Below are 19,858 nucleotides of genomic sequence, written 5' to 3'. Positions count from 1 at the left end.
GAGGTATGCTTCTTTAAAAGGTGGTCAGACCGGAGACTGCTCCTGTGCGATGATTTTCACATATTGTATGTTAGGCCAGGATTCGATATCCTGAATCATGGCATTGACATCGGAAGTATCTTCCCGGACTTCGATGGATACAGTAAGAGTCGCAATGGAATTAACCGGGATGGACTGGTGTATGGTAAGTATGTTGGCTCTGTATTCGGAAATCTTGGAACATATTTTTGATAAGAAGCCAAGCTCATCTCTCATTTGCATAACCAGAGTCACGGTCTTTCCCTTTGAACTGTCATAAAAGGGGAAGATATCCTCTTTATATTTATAAAAGGAACTGCGGGAAATGCCTGCTTTTTCCGTTGCTTCCGCAATGGAGACACCCTTTTCACTTTCAAGGATGCTTTTGACTTCCACAACCTTTTTTAAAACTGTTGGTAATGCTTTTGTCCGAACAACAAAATAATCTGACTCGTTATTCATCAGTCGTCTCCCTGGATTCTGCGGTCAGGACAGCCAAGCTGCATCCATTTAAGGTATGCAGTGATAAAGCGATCGATATCTCCGTCAAGTACAGCGTCCGTATTGGAAGACTGTTCACCTGAACGAAGATCCTTAACCATGCGATATGGCTGAAGTACGTAGGAACGGATCTGGGAACCCCAGCCGTTATCCTTTACTTCTCCGCGGATTCCGGCAATCATCTCTTCCTGCTCAGCCTTCTCCTTGAGATAAAGTCTTGCCTTCAGCATCTGCATGGCTTTGGCGCGGTTCTGTACCTGGGAACGTTCTTCCTGGCAGGCTACTACGATACCTGTGGGGATATGAATGAGACGTACAGCGGATGAAGTTTTGTTGATGTGCTGTCCGCCGGCACCGGATGAACGGAATACTTCCATTTTGATGTCTTCAGGACGAACCTCGATGTCGATATCAGTCTCGATATCCGGCATGATATCACAGGATACGAAGGATGTCTGTCTCTTGCTCTGGGCATTAAAAGGTGAAATACGAACTAGTCTGTGGATGCCTGCCTCTGAACGGAGATATCCGTATGCGTACTGACCGTCGATCTCGATGGTGGCTGACTTGATGCCTGCTTCATCGCCCTCAAGGTAATCAAGAATCTTATAGGTGAAGCCATGGCGCTCAGCCCAGCGTGTGTACATACGGTAAAGCATGCCTGCCCAGTCATTGGACTCGGTTCCGCCGGCTCCGGCATTGAGACGAAGGATGGCGTTCATGGTGTCATATTCACCTGAAAGAAGAAGTCTTGTGGACATGGCATCAAGCTTCTCTGTAAACTCATCAAGCATTTCCTTAACTTCGGCGACGCTTTCCTGATCATCTTCCTCTTCTGCCATCTCGATAAGTGCTCCGATATCCTCAAAAGCCTGTGTGAGATCTTCATATGCCTTTACGTCATCCTTGAGACGACGGGCTTCTGTTGAATACCGGTTTGCGGTTTCAGGGTTCGCCCAGAAATCAGGCTCTTCCATCATTCGGTCAAGCTCAACGATTCTTTTCTGCTTGTTGTCAAGGTCAAGAGAAGCGCCGAGATCCTTAAGGGACTGCTCTTTGCCATTAAGTTCAAATTTATACTGCTCTAACTCTACGATCATAGTAATTCCTTTTTTATAAACGTTTGATAGGTGAGGACTATATTACAGTCTTTTTGGGAGATTGTAATGTTTCTATTCAGAAACTTATGAAAAAATGCCGCGAAAGCTTCTTTTCGCGGCATGGTCACGGTGCGGATTAAAGTACCGAATTGTTTCAGTTCTCTGGTTTATCGCCGGGTGCCGGGTTTGTGACGTTCTGAGGATTCATTGCTTTTAAATACTCGTTGCGTCCATGGCACTGCTTATATTTCTTTCCTGAGCCACATGGACACGGGTCATTTGGATATACCTTACGAACCTCACGCTTTTTTGGAGCCTGGACTACTGTGTCATCACGGTTTGTGCCGGTTACCTGTGCAACCTGCTCACGCTCAACCTTCTGCTCTACCTTTATGTGATAGAGGATACGGATAGTATCTTCCTTAATGGCTGTGGTCATCTCCTCAAACATTGAGAAGCCCTGGATCTTGTACTCTACAAGAGGATCCTTCTGGCCGTAAGCCTGGAGGCCGATACCGTCACGCATGAGATCCATATCATCAATATGGTTCATCCACTTCTGGTCAATGACTCTTAAAAGAATGACTCTCTCGATCTCACGAACCTGCTCAGGGTTAGCAAAATCTGCTTCCTTCTGCTCATAAAGCTTGATAGCTTCCTCTTTGAGAAGCTGCTTAAACTCGTTCTTGGTCATAGTGTTAAACTGCTCTTCTGTGAGTTTAAGCTTAGGCAGAGGAATGATGGTCATCAGTGTATCATTGAGGCCGCTGAGATCCCAATCCTTTGCAGTGGAATCTTCTGCAACATTGGCATCAACGTAGTTCTCAATGATCTCCTGAATAAAGCTGATGATAAGAGGACGAAGGTTGTCTCCGTTGAGAACCTTTGAACGCTCATCGTAAATAACATCTCTCTGCTCGTTGTTTACTTCATCGTACTTAAGAAGGTTTTCACGGATGCCGTAGTTGTTAAGCTCTATCTTCTGCTGAGCCTTCTCGATGGCATTGGAAAGCATCTTGTGATGAATCTGCTCTCCTTCAGGTACGCCAAGGGCTTCGAACATGCTCATAAGACGGTCTGAACCGAAGAGTCTCATGAGATCATCCTCAAGTGAGATGAAGAACTGAGACTGTCCCGGGTCGCCCTGTCTTCCGGCACGTCCACGGAGCTGGTTATCGATACGTCTTGATTCATGACGTTCTGTTCCGAGGATGTGAAGACCACCGGCTGCCAAGGCTTCCGGATCAAGCTTGATATCGGTACCACGACCTGCCATGTTGGTTGCGATGGTTACGGCGCCGTGCTGACCTGCATCTGCTACGATGGCAGCTTCCATTTCATGGAACTTTGCGTTCAGGACATTGTGCTTGATGCCACGTCTCTTGAGCATTCCGCTGAGGAGCTCTGAGGTGTCGATGTTGATGGTTCCGATAAGTACGGGAGCGCCTGTCTCATGGATTCTTACTGCTTCGTCAACTACAGCCTGGAACTTTTCTTTCTTTGTCTTGTAAACCGCGTCATCCAGATCTACACGCTGTACGGGACGGTTTGTAGGGATACAGATAACATCCATGGAATAGATGTTGCGGAACTCTTTTTCCTCGGTCTGGGCAGTACCGGTCATTCCGGCCTTCTTGTCAAACTTGTTAAAGAAGTTCTGGAATGTAATGGTTGCAAGAGTCTTGGACTCACGCTTTACCTTAACATGCTCTTTTGCCTCGATAGCCTGATGGAGACCGTCACTGTAACGACGCCCCGGCATGATACGTCCGGTAAACTCGTCTACGATGAGGATCTCGTCTTCCTTTACAACGTAGTCCTTGTCACGGTGCATAAGGTTGTTTGCACGGAGAGCAAGGATAACGCAATGCTGGATCTCGAGGTTCTCGGGATCTGCAAGGTTCTTTATATGGAAGAACTGTTCTACCTTGTGCACACCTTCCTGAGTAAGGTTTACAGTCTTTTCTTTTTCATTAACGATAAAGTCACCGGTCTCTTCGATCTCTTCTCCAAGGATGGCATCGAGTTTGTTGAACTCGGCTGATTCTTCACCTCTTTGGAGCTGTTTTGCAAGTATATCACAAACCTCATAGAGCTTTGTGGACTTTCCTGACTGTCCGGAAATGATAAGAGGTGTACGTGCTTCATCTATAAGAACGGAGTCAACCTCGTCGATGATGCAGTAGTGGAGACCACGGAGAACCTGCTGGTTCTTATATACTGCCATGTTGTCACGAAGATAATCGAAACCAAGCTCGTTATTGGTAACATATGTAATGTCACAGTTGTAAGCCTGCTGACGTTCCTCTGTTGTCATGGAATTGAGAACAACACCAACCTTGAGACCAAGGAACTCATGGATACGGCCCATCCACTCGGCATCACGCTTTGCGAGGTAGTCATTGACGGTTACGATATGAACGCCCTTTCCTTCAAGTGCGTTTAAGTATGCAGGTGCTGTGGAAACAAGGGTTTTACCTTCACCTGTTCTCATCTCTGCGATACGGCCCTGATGAAGTACTACTCCACCGATAAGCTGTACGGGGAAGTGCTTCATGCCGTTTACACGTTTTCCGGCTTCACGGACAGTTGCAAATGCTTCCGGGAGGATGTCATCCAGTGTCTCCCCGTTGGCAAGACGCTCTTTGAATTTTGCTGTCTGCGCCTTCAGTTCTTCATCTGACATGGCAGTCATCTGCTCGTCTAATGAAAGTATTTTATTAATGATTGGCTCAATTCTTTTAAGCTCACGTTCAGAGTGGGTACCGAAAACCTTCTCAAATAAACTCATCTATATACTCCTTAATAACCGTGTGCGGGTTTATAATGGCACACTTTCAGCTCTACTTTCGGCTATAACCATGAAATCTTATCACTAACCTCTTTTTTTTTCAAGACGGGCGGGAAAGTTTAGAGAGATTTAAGTAAATGGGGCGCAGGGCGTAGCCGGATGCCCTCCGGCTACGCCCTGCTTACGTTGTGGCTGAAATGTAATTAGTGTGTTCTCTTTGTGCCTGCTCCTTATGATGCAGCAGTAAAGGAATACGCTGTGGAAGTAGAGATGTAAGTGAAGAATCAGGCAGATTTTCAACGAAAACTACAGGGGAAGCAAACAGTCCGGGGACGGTTTTCGCAGATCAGAACTGTCAGGGATGGCTTTCCACGGTGGTTTAACGGAAAAAGGTTCGGGGCATTATGCCCCGAACCTTTTCTACGTAGGATTATTTAAAGAAAGAAATCAATACTCCGGCTCGATAAGTCCGTAGCTGTTGCCCTTTCTCTTATATACGACTGCCACATTTCCGGTATCGCCGTTCTGGAATACGAAGAATGTGTGTCCTACAAGCTCCATCTGGAGACATGCCTCTTCAGGAGTCATAGGCTTGAGATCAAAGTGCTTTGTACGAACGATATTGATCTCTTCTTCGGTTGTTTCATCTTCAGGCTCCTCATTGAAGGCATCCGAGAAATCAGCCGCAGCCTGATGGCGGTTGAGAAGCTTGGTGCGATACTTGCGGATCTGACGCTCGATGATATCTACTACCAGATCCAAAGACTGGAATTTATCTGAGGTGGTTTCCTCTGCACGGATCACCCCGTCTCTTACAGGGATGGTTACCTCTACCTTGTACATATTCTTCTCAGTAGAGAGAGTGACATTGCAGATGGTGTCCTCCTTAAAGAACTTGGACAGTTTTCCGAGCTTTCTGTCGATCTGGTCTTTCATGCCATCTGATACGTTAATGTTTCTGCCCGTGATATTAAACTTCATGGAATCACGCTCCCTTATTTAGATTTCTCAAAACTGTTTTTGAGATACCTAAATTATATCACCAATAGGAAAATAATTCCAATTCTATCTCCTGCCAAAAATGAAATTTTTGTGAATAAAATGTAGCAGTTGAGACGGTGGAACACTGACTCCGTCCCCATGATCCACCGGCTCAACTGCTGCAGTGGAATTTATTAAAGAAAAAGACCCGGGACGTTTTGCCGTACCGGGTCTTCTTCTAAGAGAAAATATAGTTAATGGTTAAAGATTTTCAGTTGTTAATGAACCTTCCGTATGCATATGGCTCTCTGTAGTCATATTTTCCGGTACAGATTCCTGTTCGGGAGTTTGCGGCATGGATGATGACTCCGTCACCGGCATAGATAGCTACATGGTTTACATAATCACCGGATGCGTAGAATATCAAGTCTCCCGGCTGCAGCTCTTCAAAGGTTATGGACTGGGCATTATCAAGCTGATCTCTTGAGGATCTTCCGGTTTTGATGCCAAAGTTCTTGAAAATCTGCTGAACAAATCCGGAACAATCGGCACCGTCTGTGAGGGATGTGCCTCCGAAAACGTAAGGATTCCCCAGGAACTGCTTTGCGTAATTGATAAGTGCCTGGCGGCTTGCTGTTGTGGCAATGGTTGGAACAGCGGTGCCGGCATTAACAGTTTTCTTTGGAGCAGATACAACGGAGGTTGTTTCGGATGAAGGTGCGGTATTGGCTGCTATAACAGTGTCATCAGAACCGGAAGGATTGGCTGTAACGCTTGTGGTGCCGGTTGATCGTCCTGTGAGATTTGATACGAAATTAGTAACGCTCTCGGCTACTTTGGATACAGTCGTTTTGAATGCACTGAACTCGTCTACATCGTCAGCCATTTCCAGAAGCTTATCTTCGGAACCTGAGGCGGAAGAAGTTTCCGTGGTGGTTTCTGCTGCGCTTGAATCCTTTGCGACGGCATAGTTCTCGGTTACGACATTGGAAGTGGTCTCATCTATACTTGTAATGTTGTATTCCGGAATCATGGAACCATCAGTAAGTGCTGCCAGATCCTCGTCTGAAGTGATACCGAGTTCTGCGTCATCAACGGGACCGTCTCCTATTTCGAGAAGGACTTCCTCGGAGGACGCTGAAGTGGCTGATGTAGATGTTGAGGATGCTTCTGTACTTGAAGCTGCAGTGGTTTCGGTTTTATCAGAGCCGGAATTTGCAGCTGAAGTTTCTGTGGCTGAAGTTTTTGTCGATTTTGAATCTGTTGATGAGCTCTTTGAAGCTTTGGTTTCCTCAATTGTTGAATCCACTGTATCCTCAGAAGCGTTGGCGGCTTCTTTTGCCTTTGACGATGAATCTTTGGTCTCGGATGATTTGGTTGTTGAAGCAACTGATACTGCCTCTACTATAGCTGTTACAGATGAGGATTTTTTTGCTTCTTCAGCGAAAGAAACCATACCGGGAGTTGTTGCGCTAAGAGTCATAGCTAATGCAGTATATAAAGCAAGGTGTTTGTAGGTGTATTTTTTCAAAATGTACTCCTTAGCGTTCCGTGATAGGGGAACTATATTTTATATTGAAGGACTTAGTTGTAAGACGACTTTAATTGGTCATTTATAGTGATGGATTAAAAAAACAAAAAACAGGTGTGAGACCATCTAATGTTTTAATCACATTATTATGGTAGCACACCTGCTGTTGAAGAATCTTTATAAATGTTTTACGTTTTACTTACTGTGTAAAAATATTCTAAAAATGAAGGTTCAGGTCTTATTTATGAATAATAGCTGTCGATTCCGTCTGCGATTCCCTTTGCCAGTACAGCTACGGTTGAGTCACTGTAATCGGAAACCTTATCGCCCAGCTCCAGGTCGATGGACGGGATCTTTGAGTAGCTGGTCTGTGTGAGATCCATCTGCATGGAACCGTCGCCGAAGATCTTTACACCATTTGCAGAAAGTCCGTTGATGACATTGGCACCAAGACGGTCACTCTCCTGCCAGATGGTGGAAACAGGATACATTCCCTTGATACCGTCGGCAACACTCATAAAGAAAGCACCTTTGTTTTTGGTTGTTGAGTCATAGTGTATGGCGATATGGCAGTCAGAGCGGTTGTTTGCCATGACTGTACGGGCAATGTTGTCAAGCTGTACATCCTCGCTCTCGCGGATCATGAGAACGTTGTAGCCTCTTTCGAGAAGAATGTTTTTAAGTGCCTTGGCAACCTTCAGATTAACGTAAGCCTCTGAGGTTCCGTCTGACATGGTGGTTCCGGAAGAAACTGCGGCTGCGCGGGTATTGCCGGCTGCGGTGCTGCCGCCTGTAACCTTGGCTGTGCCGTCCGGATGGCAAAGGGTCTTTACGCTCTCGCCACCCTTGGTGCCGTGACCTGCATTAACGCATACGGTTTTGCCTTTCTTGTTGCTGCCGGCTGCATAGTAAAGAGTTGCTGTGCCGGAATTGATCTTTGAATTGCCGCCGAACTCCCAGTCTGTGTTGAAGGATACAGCTTCGGAAGTTTTCTTTTCAACCACATTGGTGGTTGTATAGTCTGAGCTTATAAAAGCGGTCTGTCCGTTATACTCGATACGGCTCCACTTGTCGCTGTAACCTGTGCGGTGGAAGCTGTCACCGGTATTGGCTTTTCCAAGCACTTCACCTGTTTCGGGAAGTGCGCGAATGTTTACATCATCTGCCATTATATAAACCTTTTCATCACGGGACTGGAAGCTGATGGGAGCAGCGGTTTCTGCTGCTGTGGTTTCAGAAACTTTATTTGACTGTGCTGCGGTGTTTGTTGCTGCAAGAACTGCTGCCTGAGCCTGAGAGCCTGAGTTTGCAGCAGGAACCGTAGGACCGATGTTGCTTTCAACGGTTGTGGATTCGTTGGGGAGAACATTGGCCTCTGTATCGGTAAGAGTGCCCTCTTCTACGGAAACTGCGGCTGAAGTCCCGGAGAACTCTGCATTATATGTTTTTTTGCAGCTGCTCAGGGAAAAAGCAAGAGCCGTGCAGGCAGCTGCGGATAAAAAGATGGTTTTTTTGAAATGATTTTTCATTCTTAACCTCACTATTTTGGGATTCAAATCCACCCTCCGTCGAATTGTATCACTTGAGCAGTTAAATATCTAGGTGCTTGAGCCAAAAGGTAGATAAACTCTCCTACTTCCTCTGGTGTTGCCATGCGTCCGAAAGGTATCTCATCTTCTACCGCAGCTCTGTCTTCCGGAGACATCCAAGCGTTCATGTCTGTGTCAACACAACCGATGGCGACTGAGTTTACCGGGATGTGATTGGGTGCAAGTTCTTTTCCCAGGGCTTTGGTAAAAGCATTGACAGCACCTTTCGTGAGACTGTAAACCGACTCCATGGAGGCCCCTGATACTCCCCAGACGGAAGAAATATTTACGATGCGGCCGTTTCCTGTTTTCAGCATATATGGAATCACTGAGCGGGTGAGTTTGAACATATCGGAGACATTGGCACTCAGCATGGTACTGAGCTCTTCGTCGGTCACATCCTGGCAGAGATTGAAGGTGGAAATACCGGCATTATTGATAAGAAGGATTTCGTTGGAACTATCGGAAGATGCTGAATCGTTTCCCGAGGTATCTCCGAGACTGTTAAGCATATCCTCTTCAGTCAGTACCGGTATTGCGGATTCAAGATCTATCTTCAGCGACGGCTTCAAAACTTCATCTGTGATGGCGCCGTGAACAGTTATGACTTCGGTGAAATTCCGAAGCTTTTCAGCCACTTCCTCCAGAAGATCGAAACTGGAGCGGCAGTTTATGATGAGCCTGTAGCCCTTTTGTGCCAATATTTCCGCCGTGGCTCTCCCCACTCCCCGGGAAGCACCGGTAACGATAGCTGTTTTCATGTTAGTGTAGCTCCTGTAATGTGATGCAGTGTTGACTGAGACAAGCAATGATGTTAATACATTAATTGAAAAGAAGTGCTGCCGATAGACGGTTAGCCCTATGGTATATTTATAAAAAATAACCGTTCAGTTGGAGAGCTGGGGCGTTTTTTTTTGTTATCCTGCAAACACTATCCCAGAGAAAGCTTCCTCGATATCGATGCCGTCTACTGTGTGAGGCCAGTCCGAATTATCAACATAGATCCTTGCATATTTTCCGTCAGGTGTAAGAGCATCAACAAAGCTGCGGTCATCTGTACGTACAAGCTTTAGCTTTGTCCCCTTGGGAAGCTCTGTTTCGGTGCCCTTATCCTTCAAGTCCTCTGTCAGCTTGTCCATTACGCTTAGCTTAAGGGACTGGTTCAGGGTGATTTCAAAGTCATGGCCGATCCACCAGGCATCAGTGAGAGGGACAGGTTTTCCGTCATCCCCCATTTCGTAGTAGCGGAATATCTCATAGGTGCTTAAGAGGTCGCCTCTTGATGACATGATGAAAGAAGAAGGATCCAATGGCTTTCTGTGGTAGAAGGCTGCCTCCGTAAAATCATCAAGCTTTTTGATCTCGGATCCGTTAATGTCATAAGCCTGAGTTACATGCCAGTCATTGTCAGAGCTGAGGTCAAGATAAAGGTAAGCATTACCGGACTTCTTGAAAAGGTATGCGTTCATGCCGTAAATGCTGTCCAGGTTTTCTGAATATTCCTTACCGTCAAGGCTCATGAGGAGGTTATATTCTGAAGAATACTCACTGTCTCCCGATTGCTCAAGAGAATTAACTGTAAGTGTCTTCTTTTTACCGTCTCCTGTTTCTATAGAGAATGGAATGTTCAAAGGGATCTCGGCAGCATAATCTGTTGTCGTTTTAAGATACTTACCGTCAAGGAAGCCTGCGGAGTCAGTGTAATAAAGGGATACGAACTCGGGTCCGTAGGCATAGGCCGTGATGTCATAAGCTGAAAATACTGCAACCAATGCATCGTGGGTCATGTAGAATTGGAGGTTGATGTCATCCTTTCCGTCATACATGTCGCTGATGGCGGTTTTGAGATCTTCTGCAACCAGACCGTCCTCGATGTCAGGGTAGTCCTTCCGGAGCTGTTTATCCAAAGCATCGATGAAGGCAGCCTTATCGGTAACTACATCTGAAATCCTGAGAACCTCTCCGGTTTTCGGGTCTACTGTAAATCCGGTGAAGACAGTGTTAGGATGAGGACCTCCCATAAAGGAATAGCTTGTTTCGAGAACACTGAAAATGGTTGTGTCCGAGCGCTCAAGGGAAGCCTCCATGTCTACAGAATAGTAGTATCCGTAGTTATCCTCTTCCTTAAAACGGGGATCTTCCTCGGCAAGTGATGTTGCAAGCTCCATTTCAGACTGAAAACTATCCTTTTTATTCTTGTTGTAAGTCTTTATAGCCTTTGCAAGCTCCGGGTACCCGGAGTCTTTTTGTACGAATTCACCATTTTCGTAAGAGCCGAGACTGATGCTGGGATAGTACCCTTCAACCAGGTATCTGGAATCCGCTTCCGAATAGGCATCATCATAGCTGGTCTCAATTTCGGCACTGATGGACTGTATATCGCCGGTTGATTTTTCGGCAGTATCCTTAGAGTCGTTTTGAGAATTTTCATCTTTGGCAGGTTCATTTGTGCCGTTCTGAGAAGCTTTGCCCGCCGGGTTTTTCGGAGCTTTTGTTTTGGTTGAAGTATCGTCCGAGGTTCCCGGCGCTTTTCCTCCGGCAGAAGCAGCGTCCGAGGTTCCCGGCGCTTTTTCTCCGGTTGAAGATGTGTCTGAAGACTCAGACTCTTTTGCCTCGGATGAAGCGGAAGTTTCCTGAGTCGTTGCAGATGCGTCCGAAGAGCTGCGACCTGATGTGGTTCCGCCGCAGCCTGACATCAAAAGCGCTCCCGAAATGACAAGAGCTGACAATTTCCTGATGTTTCTTTTCATAATTACCTCCGTTCTGTTTCTTTTCCTCTCGATGAGCATTGCCATCACATCTACTATATCATCCAGCAAAGATGAGGGGAACAAAAATAAAGGAAGACTTTTTCTCTTGAGTATTTTCTTGCGACAGTTCAGTCTGTGAATCCTGGGAGATCATCAAAAAGCCCGCCTGGGGAGGCGGGCTTACAAAAGAAGGGGTATAAAGGAAAGGACATTAGGGAATGTCCGCTTTATCAGTGTCTGATCTTTCGGATCATCGGATCGATCTGCTCGAGAGCATTGTTCAGATCCTCAAATACGAAACCTTTCTTTGTGATGTTGGTCATCATATGCTGGATATCGCTTTCAACCTTGTCATAGTAAACTGCGGAATCTGCGACAGTTGAGGAAACCATATTCATGTTATTGTTGCAGTCATCAAATACCTGGAGCATTTCCTTGTTGCCGTTTTCAATATCTTCGGAAACAGCGCTAATGCTCTCCACTACAGCATCTGTCTCGTTAACCTGATTCTGTGAATCTGTGATTGCGGTTCTTGTATTTATGATGGCATCCTTAAGCTTCAGGTTGTTGGAGTTAAGGCTATGCATGCTGCTGTCAATGGAGCCTACGATATCCTGGATGTTCTTGGACAGCTTATTAACTTCTGTGGCAACAACCGCAAAGCCCTTACCTGCCTGACCTGCACGGGCTGCTTCGATGGAAGCGTTGATGGCAAGAAGGTTTGTCTGGCTGGCAATCCTGTTGATGGCGCTGACATTCTTGGAAATGTCGGCAAAGCTCTTCTGGAACTCTTCAAATACCTGCTCTACAGCGGAAATGGTTTCGTAAACGTCATTGGACTTCTCCCGTACCATATTCATGCTGTTGTGAGATTCCAGAACAGTGGATTCCATCTTGGATATAATGGATTCAAAACGGTCAACTATTTCCTGAACTCTTGAGAACTGAGCCTGGAAATCTGTAACAGAATTTGTGATATCCTCGGATTTCTGACGAACTGCATCAAAGGAGTACTGGATGCCCTTAAGCTCGTCGGAGGTTCTGATTTCTTCCTGCTGCAAAAGATTCTTTTGCTTTAAAGCATATTCACCTATGGCTCTTAAGCCTTCAAGCTCATGCCTCAGAGAAGCATCCGAAGCATTTGCGTTGGATGTCATATTATCTTCCTGGTTCTTTCCGAATAAAAACATCGTACACTCTCCTTATCATTCAAATACAGCAACGACCATGGTCTGGTTTACGTGTTGATTGTCAAACTGTTCGCCACCGCCAATGTTTCCGACAGATGGTCCAAGGGTTGCCATATTCGAAAGCAGCGTGTTGTAATATCCGTTGCCGGTAAACAGCAGGTATCTGTAAATACAGTTTACAGATAACAGCAGCGCAGGATTAGGAATTTCGCTCAATATCCTTTCGCGGGTTGCCTTATTGATGGCATCAAAATCGTTGAGCTTCAGGATGCTGACGGAGTCGTTAACATTGAGTCTCTTATAGAAGGTGAGTCCGCCCTTCGGAAGAGGATCCTTCTGGGAAGCGATGAATACCTTATCTTCTACCAGTCGGCCGAAAGGATGCTCGAGAGTGTTGTCAATAACCTTATCAACAGGAACACCCATTTCCTGACTGTAAACCTCAGCTATAGGCTTGTGATCAATCTCATAGACAGCTTTTTTCTGAAGATCTACCTTGGTAACGATATGAGTAGGATGGCCTTCCATAGGACCATAGATATTCTCGGAATATACCTTGATTCTGCCGTTGGTATTCTTAATCAGCATATATGCGCAGGCATCCGGATAAAGCTGGCCGTTCACAGTAACAGCAGCGGTTGCGGTTGCCGCATAACCAAGCTCTGTTCCGCCCACTACGTGAATGCCGCTGTCTCCAAGGGCCATATTGATTGTGGTGGTGAGACGTTCTTCGTCATTGGTGCAGTACTCGATGAGAACCGTATTGTCACGGTTACCGTTGACGATGCTCATACTCTCCTTAATGTTTACTACGTCCACTGCAGGGCAGGTAGAGAGATTTCTCACAACGCCGGCATGGACAACAGCATCACCGGTAATAGCAGTAACGATGAGGTTATGATCTGAGGACTGGGCATTGTAATAGTTGGTGCCGCTAACTCCGATGGACTGAGCATGGGGGTATTTCTTCTTTAATAATGCTGAAATATCCTGAAGTCTATCGTGATCTGTCATGATGATGAGACCGATAGGATCTGTTATCCCGCCGGTAGCTTCTTCTACAGCTGCTCTGACATCGCGATTCATACTGTAGCCTACTTTACTTTGCATAAGTACCTCCTGTTTCCTGGGTAATATCGTTATATTTTAGTGAAAATTATTGGTCTCAAATTGCTGTCCCTCTTTTTATCGACACTTTCTGAAAAAATAATACCTTTTTAAGAAAAAAAGGATTGGAAAAATACAGGTTTAATGGAATTTTTACAGAAATAAGAAAGGACAGGTCATCACATCACCGTGAAAACCTGTCCTTTAATCATCATAGGAAACGTCAATACCTGTATCTCAAGCTACTGTATTAACATGTGCTCCCAGATCGGGGTTAGCTGCCTGTTCAAGAAGCTTCATCATATTGTTGTTGGTTTCTTCTTCATTGTCCAAAGCCTTTTTTAAAAGAGCAGTTCCGATATCGGAACCTACATTCCTCGTTAAGAGGCTCATAGAAGCACTTGAGATTCCTGGAATATCCACGGGAACCACCTCCTTTTCGTATACTTTAACTGATTATAACATTAAATAGACTGATGATACCTGATATATTGCGAAAATTTATAATAATTTCATATTTCTCTACAGGATATCATCCGTTGATGTTGCCAATGCTGCCATCTGTGCATTAAACGCATTCTGCTAATTAAATATTATTCCGTATCGCTTCTTCCGCCCATGGCTGAACCTGCAGCTGAAGCTCCGATTCCGTAATTTATATTTGAAACTCCAAGATTCTTGTTTACATTTTCAACCTGAGAGAATGCTTCATTGAGTGCGGTTTCCATGTTGTAACCCATTTTGGCGAACGCCTTTTTGCCCATGACAGGACTGATCTTTCCTGACTTGACTTTCTCGCATATGCTCATTATGGTGTGGAAGTTTGCATTAAGTCCGGATTGACCGCTTACAGTCATGGCACCGATGCCTTTGCCGGTTACAAGTCCACCACCCTTGGATGCCGCACGGAATGCATCTTTCATGTCAGCGGCACCATCAATTACAGCTCGTTCTGCAGCTCCTGCGGAAATCTTTCCCTTGATGATACCCTCAAGTTTAGCCGTAAGCTTTGAGACCTCTGCATTAGTAGGAACGGCCTGTTGGATTTTGGCGGCACCCTTTTGGAACAGGGGAACCGTTTTGGCTATCTCGGCATTCTTGAATTTCGGAACAGATTCCGGACTAAGCTGGGTTGTCCGGAAATACTTGTCCAGTATCTTCTCCACCTCAGGCAGTCTCTCTGCATCCGTTGGCTGGCAGGCATGAAGCTGAAGAGATTCTGCCAGTTCTTTTGCTTCGGTAAAATTCTTGAAGCTTAGTCCTGCATTTTTGCATCCTGTCTTATACAGTGCGTCCTCAGCGATAACCTGTGGGAGTTCGATGAGTTTACCACTCTTACTCTTGTATATGTACGTAACATCCAGGTCATGCCCGATGGTAAGTCCTTTCTCAAGGGCCTTATTGCTATTTCCGGAAACACTCTTTATCTGAATGTCGTCAACGCTGCATCCCAGCATATCTGCGATATACTGTCTGGACTCCTTCTTGACCGGTTCGTAGAAGAACTCTGCACGGAACTTTGTGAACAACCTTCTGTAGACATCCGCCTGTCCGGGATTTTCTTTTATCATCTGCTCTATGGCATACTTGTTTCTGCACATTTTTATAATGTTTTCACGCAGAGCTCCTTCAGCAAGTTTAGAATTTCCTGAAAGACGATAGTTGTCTATAGCTATTTTTAGAGCCTTTAAAAGATCTGAGCCTTCTTTATTGCCGGCCTTGATAGCCAGTTCCTCAAGTTTTTCAAGCTGTGAGAGATCTCCGGATAAACTCTTCAGGATATCGTCGGCAGAATTTTCTCCATTTTTAATGGCCTGCTCCATAGCCTGCTCTGCTGCAGAAGCATTACCCTTCAGATTCCTTGGATCACAGTCATCCACCTTTTCAGCCATTTCGTCAAAATACTTACCGGCCTTTTCGATACCATTTTTCAGGGATTTTGGCAATAAGGAGGATTTTGCAACCTGTTTTGCTGTATACCCTGCGATTTTTGGCACAACCCTTTTGGCTCCCTGATAGGTATACTTGACTCCTATTCCTATACCTTTTAAGCCAAGACCTATGGCTAGGCCGAGAACCGGTGGTTTAACACCTGCCCATAGCTTGCCCCAGGTAGTTTGCTCTCGAGGAAGATGTTCATCTTTATATTCAACTCCGGACTTCACGATATCGAGAGGTGTAAGGATTATTTCGGTTGCACCCGCAGTTGCTATTCCCAGCGCAATACGAGCACATATCATCGGGAAGCTGTCAAATATCTTTGCACGGTAGGCAAGGCTGTGCATTAAGTCATCATTTTTTATATCAGCCTTGTAGTTTTCCTTCTCGGCAATATATTCGAGTTTTTCCTGACGGTAGCCCAGAAACTTATTAAAAGTTCCAAGCACCTGAGCCACTTGTATTTCATCATAACCATAATTATCGTTGAAGTATTTCATCATCAGCCAGGCTAATGTATATAACTCACCCAACTCATCGAACCAGTTATTGCGAACTATCAAAGCGGTCATTCTATAAAGCTTTTCTGTGATAAGGTCGCTGTTCTTGTATTCCTTTGTTCGTGCATCCTCGTTCTTGTATTTCTTAAGAGGTTGCGAGCGCATGAGTACCTGTTTCTCACAGGTATAGGTCTTTCGGTTTTCTGCCTCTCCGAAATCCCAGGTTGCCTTTACATTCATTCTGAAGCGGACAGGTGGTTCAAGCCAACCCTTTTCGCAATAGAATACAACCTCTGAGTAACCTTCTTCTACCTTCATGAGCTTGGTTTTAAGACCCAGGGCATCAATACGTTCCTGAGAAATGTCATCATTAAGTATAGGAACAAGTTCGAATTTAGGATTTGCGGGAAGCTGAACTATACGTTGCTGTTCTTCGTCGAAGAGTATCAGCATGGTTCTCGCTATGGTAGTTGCAGCCTCAAAGTCATTAACCGTAAGGTCTTCGAGCTTTTTACCTTCTGCAGACTTTTTCGGTACACGATAGCAATTAAGAGCGGGCATGGCAAAGGTAAGACCTAATCCCACACGGCTTACAGGGAATTGTTCCTCTATAGTGACTTCATTGTCAGAAACAGTAACTATCAGGAAAGACTCAGCAACAGTACCGGCTTCCTGATCTTTATCGCAGATATCTGTAAGTACTGCCCAGAAGGTTTCCGGATCATTTTCACTGGGCACAAGCTGTGCATCATAAGGCGAGCCTTCAGACATGCGTATGTTCACATTACAGATAGTGGGATCGAAACCGAATATGGTAAACGGAACTTCTGCCCGCTTGTCACTTTTAGCCGGCCATGCCAGATTTTCCTGATAGAAAATAACGCCTGGTTCTTCCAAAAAGAAACGTACATTGTTGGTATAGCTGTTTCCTTCATAGTTGAACCTGAAAGCGATTATACATTCGCTTTCTTCTGACCTTGGTGCAAATGCTTTTGCCGCCCGGTATCCATCTGCCATTCCGGCATCTTCAACATTTATTCCGGCGCTGCCAGCGTATATCTGGATATTGGCAGAAAGATCTGCTCTGGTCTTCTCATGTCCTTCAGGAGTCACCTCGATGATGCGGGCATAAACGTAGACCGGTGCTCCCTGCATACGTATGGTATTGCCAAAGTTTTTATTTATTGCAAGTCTGAAAGTTGATTTAGGTTTTTCTTTTTGTTTCTTTTTGTCCTCCGTGGCACCTGCAGCACCTGCAGCCACAGCACCTCCGGTTACACTTATGAATATGGCTGCCGGAATTTCTGTAGATGTCTCATTAAAACCACCGCCGACATTTTCTTTTTTGCCGTCTTTATTACTTTCGGATTCTTCGGTGTTACCTTTTCCGTCATCCGCATCTGAATTGATAACAATGTTTACAGGCTCTTCGTTTTTATCAAAGTATTCGATTTCATCGGGCACAATTTCATACTGAACATTCGTTAAAGCCGGTAAAACAACGTTTTTTGTATAGCTATACCTTTCATTAAGGAGGTTATGAAGTTCAACAGCTTCTTCTATAGGCTGATTTTCTCCGATTTCATAGTTTTCCTGTAGTCTTTCTCTTATCTCATTTATAAGATATAAATCCGGAAACTCTTTGATGCGTTTTATTTCATAGATTTCCCTCTCTTCCCGGTAGTGCCAGTGTTCTATCATCTCATGGGGAGCATTATGCTTTCCCTTCGGAGTTTTTGTGCCATATTCAGGTGTCTCAACACGTCTAAAGAAAGTCAGAACAACTCTGTCCCCGTAGTTTTCCTCTATAACGTCATTTTTACATTTATAATTCTTGGATTTCTTATCGCTTTCTTCGTATCTTGCTTTTTCCGCTTCAAGCTCATTAAGTTTTTCTGCTACAGCTTCTTCGAAAGAAGGGGTTTGATCATCATTTTCAGAAAATATTGTTATAAAAAAGGGACTACAGCTTTCATCACCGATCACTGTGGCCTCTGTACCAACATTAGGTCTTGTGTCACGATAGTAAAAGTAATAGCCGAAGCCTTCATTAAAGTTTTCATCGAGTATTTCGTCCTTAACTTTTGGCGGTTCGTTATCAGTCCATCTCTCATAGCTGTATAGCCTATGCTGACGATTTTTCTTATAAAAACCGGTATAAACATCGGGAAGCTCAAAATGTATATATACTCGCTGTTTTAACACCTTGGGATCATAATGATTACCTGTTGAGATATCAGAAACAACATAATTGACGCTGGAATCAAATTCTGTTGTTGTCTTATTGTTGTCATCCCAATTAAAGTTTACATACCTGTTTTCAAGAGTTTCTTTTATCTCATATTTGGCAGTGTTTTTTGCATATTTGTCATAGTTAAAAAATCCCTCAGGATATGCAAAAGCACTAAAGGCATGAACCGAAACAAGCATGAAACATGCGAAAAATGAGCACATCACTCTCGAAATAAGTTTTTTCTTAATGCTGAATCTCATACAGTCGGTACCTCCTTCCCACGAATTGCAAAACTAATGATGATGCCGATTATGAAAAGAAAGACTCCGATTATATATGGAATAAACCCAAAGGGCAGCACGGAAAGAGGTATGGCAAGTACCGAACCCATGCCTATACCTGATATAAATGCATTAGCCCTTACATCGTTGGATACCCGATTATTTCCAAGTTTTTTTGACATAAGTGACCGTGCCATTCTAAAGATGAAGCCGTTTTGTGAACCGAGAGCCTGGAGAGAAAGTATTATACCGGTTATTGCGACCATAGTGTTTCCAAGGTTAGCATTGGCAACAAAGAAATTGTAAAGAATGAGACTCAGACCCGCACCGGTAAGAATAGCTCCGGTGTTGGAGGAAGCGTTGAAGCAGTTAAACCACTGCTTTATGCCTTTACCTATATCTTTGCCCCCGTCTAAAAGTGCATATAGACCGGAAGCCACAACCACTTTACCAAAGAGACCGCCTACGATACCTCTTAGGCCATTTCCCAGACCTCCCTGTGCGAAAGTGATCCAGGACAAAGCATCAGTAAAAATCCCACCGATGCGGAACTGCTTCAAGGCTATAAGCAATATCCAGATCCATGTGAGAACTACTGAAAAGGTGAGAGCTTTAGGATATTTAATTATATTGATAATGCCTTTGAAAAATCCGGAAACACCTGTAAAAAACTCAGTGAAAGGGTTAAGTACAGCCTTAGCTTCTTCCGCAAAGCTGAGGGCGCTCTGAACCTGAGGCAGCTGCAATGCTGTCTCTCCTGCTCTATCTGACGCTTCTGAAAATGTAGGCTGGATCATGCCCTGACCAGTTCGGGTGAATTGCTGCTGTGCCTGCCGGACATACTGAGCTACTTCAGTTTGAATGTTATTCTGTTGCGGCTGTGTATAATTAACTTCAGCAGTTTGTTCATATGGGATTTGTTCTTTCTGAGATGACGAAGGTTGAACTGACTGTTGTTGATTATGTTGTACATTCGTACCCTGTATATATGGTGCCTCTTTACTTGCTGGCTGAATAGATTCCTGGTTTATTATCTTTGCACCACATTTTCTGCAGAACTTAGCCCCCTCATTTAAAGGGTTTCCGCATTGTCTGCATTGCATTTTAGGCTGCTGTATCTGTGCCTGAACAGGCTGACTATTTTGTGTCGACACGACCTGAGTTCCACACTTGGTGCAAAATCGCGCGTTTTCACCCAGAGGATTGCCGCAGTTTCTGCAAAATCTTGCCATCGGTTCTCTCCTTCCTATATCCTACCTGTTCTTTATGTCGTCATGTGTCAAATCTTATTCTTCCTCGGGCTCCTTCCCTCACTTATTATAGAGACTGTTCACAAATTCTTTATTTG

At 44.7% G+C, this 19,858-nt stretch carries 13 protein-coding genes; all 13 read right to left on the bottom strand.

What is annotated here, in order from left to right:
• Positions 1-24 precede the first annotated feature (24 nt).
• The 13 genes from G625_RS0104310 to G625_RS0104250 all read right to left on the bottom strand — a co-directional run bounded on the left by G625_RS0104310 (position 25) and on the right by G625_RS0104250 (position 19,742).
• Positions 25-480 (bottom strand): ACT domain-containing protein, encoded by a 456-nt coding sequence (locus G625_RS0104310; protein WP_029200123.1) that lies wholly within the window; start codon positions 478-480, stop codon positions 25-27.
• Positions 480-1,619, bottom strand: a complete 1,140-nt coding sequence (prfB, locus tag G625_RS0104305) for a peptide chain release factor 2 (protein ID WP_330364958.1) — start codon at positions 1,617-1,619, stop codon at positions 480-482. Before prfB ends, G625_RS0104310 begins: the two co-directional genes overlap by 1 nt.
• 154 nt (positions 1,620-1,773) lie before the next feature.
• A complete protein-coding gene (gene secA / locus G625_RS18335) occupies positions 1,774-4,410 on the bottom strand; it encodes a preprotein translocase subunit SecA (RefSeq protein WP_044931521.1) in 2,637 nt (878 codons plus the stop codon).
• Between the two features lie 447 nt (positions 4,411-4,857).
• Positions 4,858-5,391: a ribosome hibernation-promoting factor, HPF/YfiA family gene (gene hpf, locus G625_RS0104295; protein WP_029200121.1), complete on the bottom strand. Its 534-nt coding sequence runs from the start codon at positions 5,389-5,391 to the stop codon at positions 4,858-4,860.
• Between the two features lie 271 nt (positions 5,392-5,662).
• Entirely contained in the window at positions 5,663-6,922 is a 1,260-nt protein-coding gene (locus G625_RS21010; protein WP_029200120.1) for an NlpC/P60 family protein, read from the bottom strand.
• Positions 6,923-7,164: 242 nt separating this feature from the next.
• Positions 7,165-8,451, bottom strand: a complete 1,287-nt coding sequence (locus tag G625_RS0104285) for an N-acetylmuramoyl-L-alanine amidase (RefSeq protein WP_049895696.1) — start codon at positions 8,449-8,451, stop codon at positions 7,165-7,167.
• 23 nt (positions 8,452-8,474) lie between these two features.
• A complete protein-coding gene (locus G625_RS0104280) occupies positions 8,475-9,272 on the bottom strand; it encodes an SDR family NAD(P)-dependent oxidoreductase (RefSeq protein WP_029200118.1) in 798 nt (265 codons plus the stop codon).
• A 156-nt stretch (positions 9,273-9,428) separates the two neighbouring features.
• Positions 9,429-11,261, bottom strand: coding sequence for a DUF3298 and DUF4163 domain-containing protein (locus G625_RS0104275; RefSeq protein ID WP_198014855.1), 1,833 nt, complete (start codon positions 11,259-11,261; stop codon positions 9,429-9,431).
• Between the two features lie 230 nt (positions 11,262-11,491).
• Complete coding sequence (locus G625_RS0104270; RefSeq protein ID WP_029200116.1) at positions 11,492-12,451, bottom strand: methyl-accepting chemotaxis protein; 960 nt, start codon at positions 12,449-12,451, stop codon at positions 11,492-11,494.
• Positions 12,452-12,466: 15 nt separating this feature from the next.
• A complete protein-coding gene (locus tag G625_RS0104265) occupies positions 12,467-13,561 on the bottom strand; it encodes an FIST N-terminal domain-containing protein (RefSeq protein WP_029200115.1) in 1,095 nt (364 codons plus the stop codon).
• A gap of 234 nt (positions 13,562-13,795) precedes the next feature.
• Complete coding sequence (locus tag G625_RS0104260; protein ID WP_029200114.1) at positions 13,796-13,981, bottom strand: YjfB family protein; 186 nt, start codon at positions 13,979-13,981, stop codon at positions 13,796-13,798.
• Positions 13,982-14,151: 170 nt separating this feature from the next.
• Complete coding sequence (locus G625_RS0104255; RefSeq protein WP_029200113.1) at positions 14,152-18,489, bottom strand: hypothetical protein; 4,338 nt, start codon at positions 18,487-18,489, stop codon at positions 14,152-14,154.
• On the bottom strand, positions 18,486-19,742 hold the full coding sequence (locus G625_RS0104250; RefSeq protein ID WP_029200112.1) for a zinc ribbon domain-containing protein: 1,257 nt from the start codon (positions 19,740-19,742) through the stop codon (positions 18,486-18,488). The genes G625_RS0104255 and G625_RS0104250 overlap by 4 nt, the downstream gene beginning before the upstream one ends.
• Positions 19,743-19,858 lie beyond the last annotated feature (116 nt).

The organism is Oribacterium sp. NK2B42, assembly GCF_000424445.1.
GTDB lineage: Bacteria > Bacillota > Clostridia > Lachnospirales > Lachnospiraceae > Oribacterium.
This window is presented reverse-complemented; position numbering and strand designations above follow the sequence as displayed.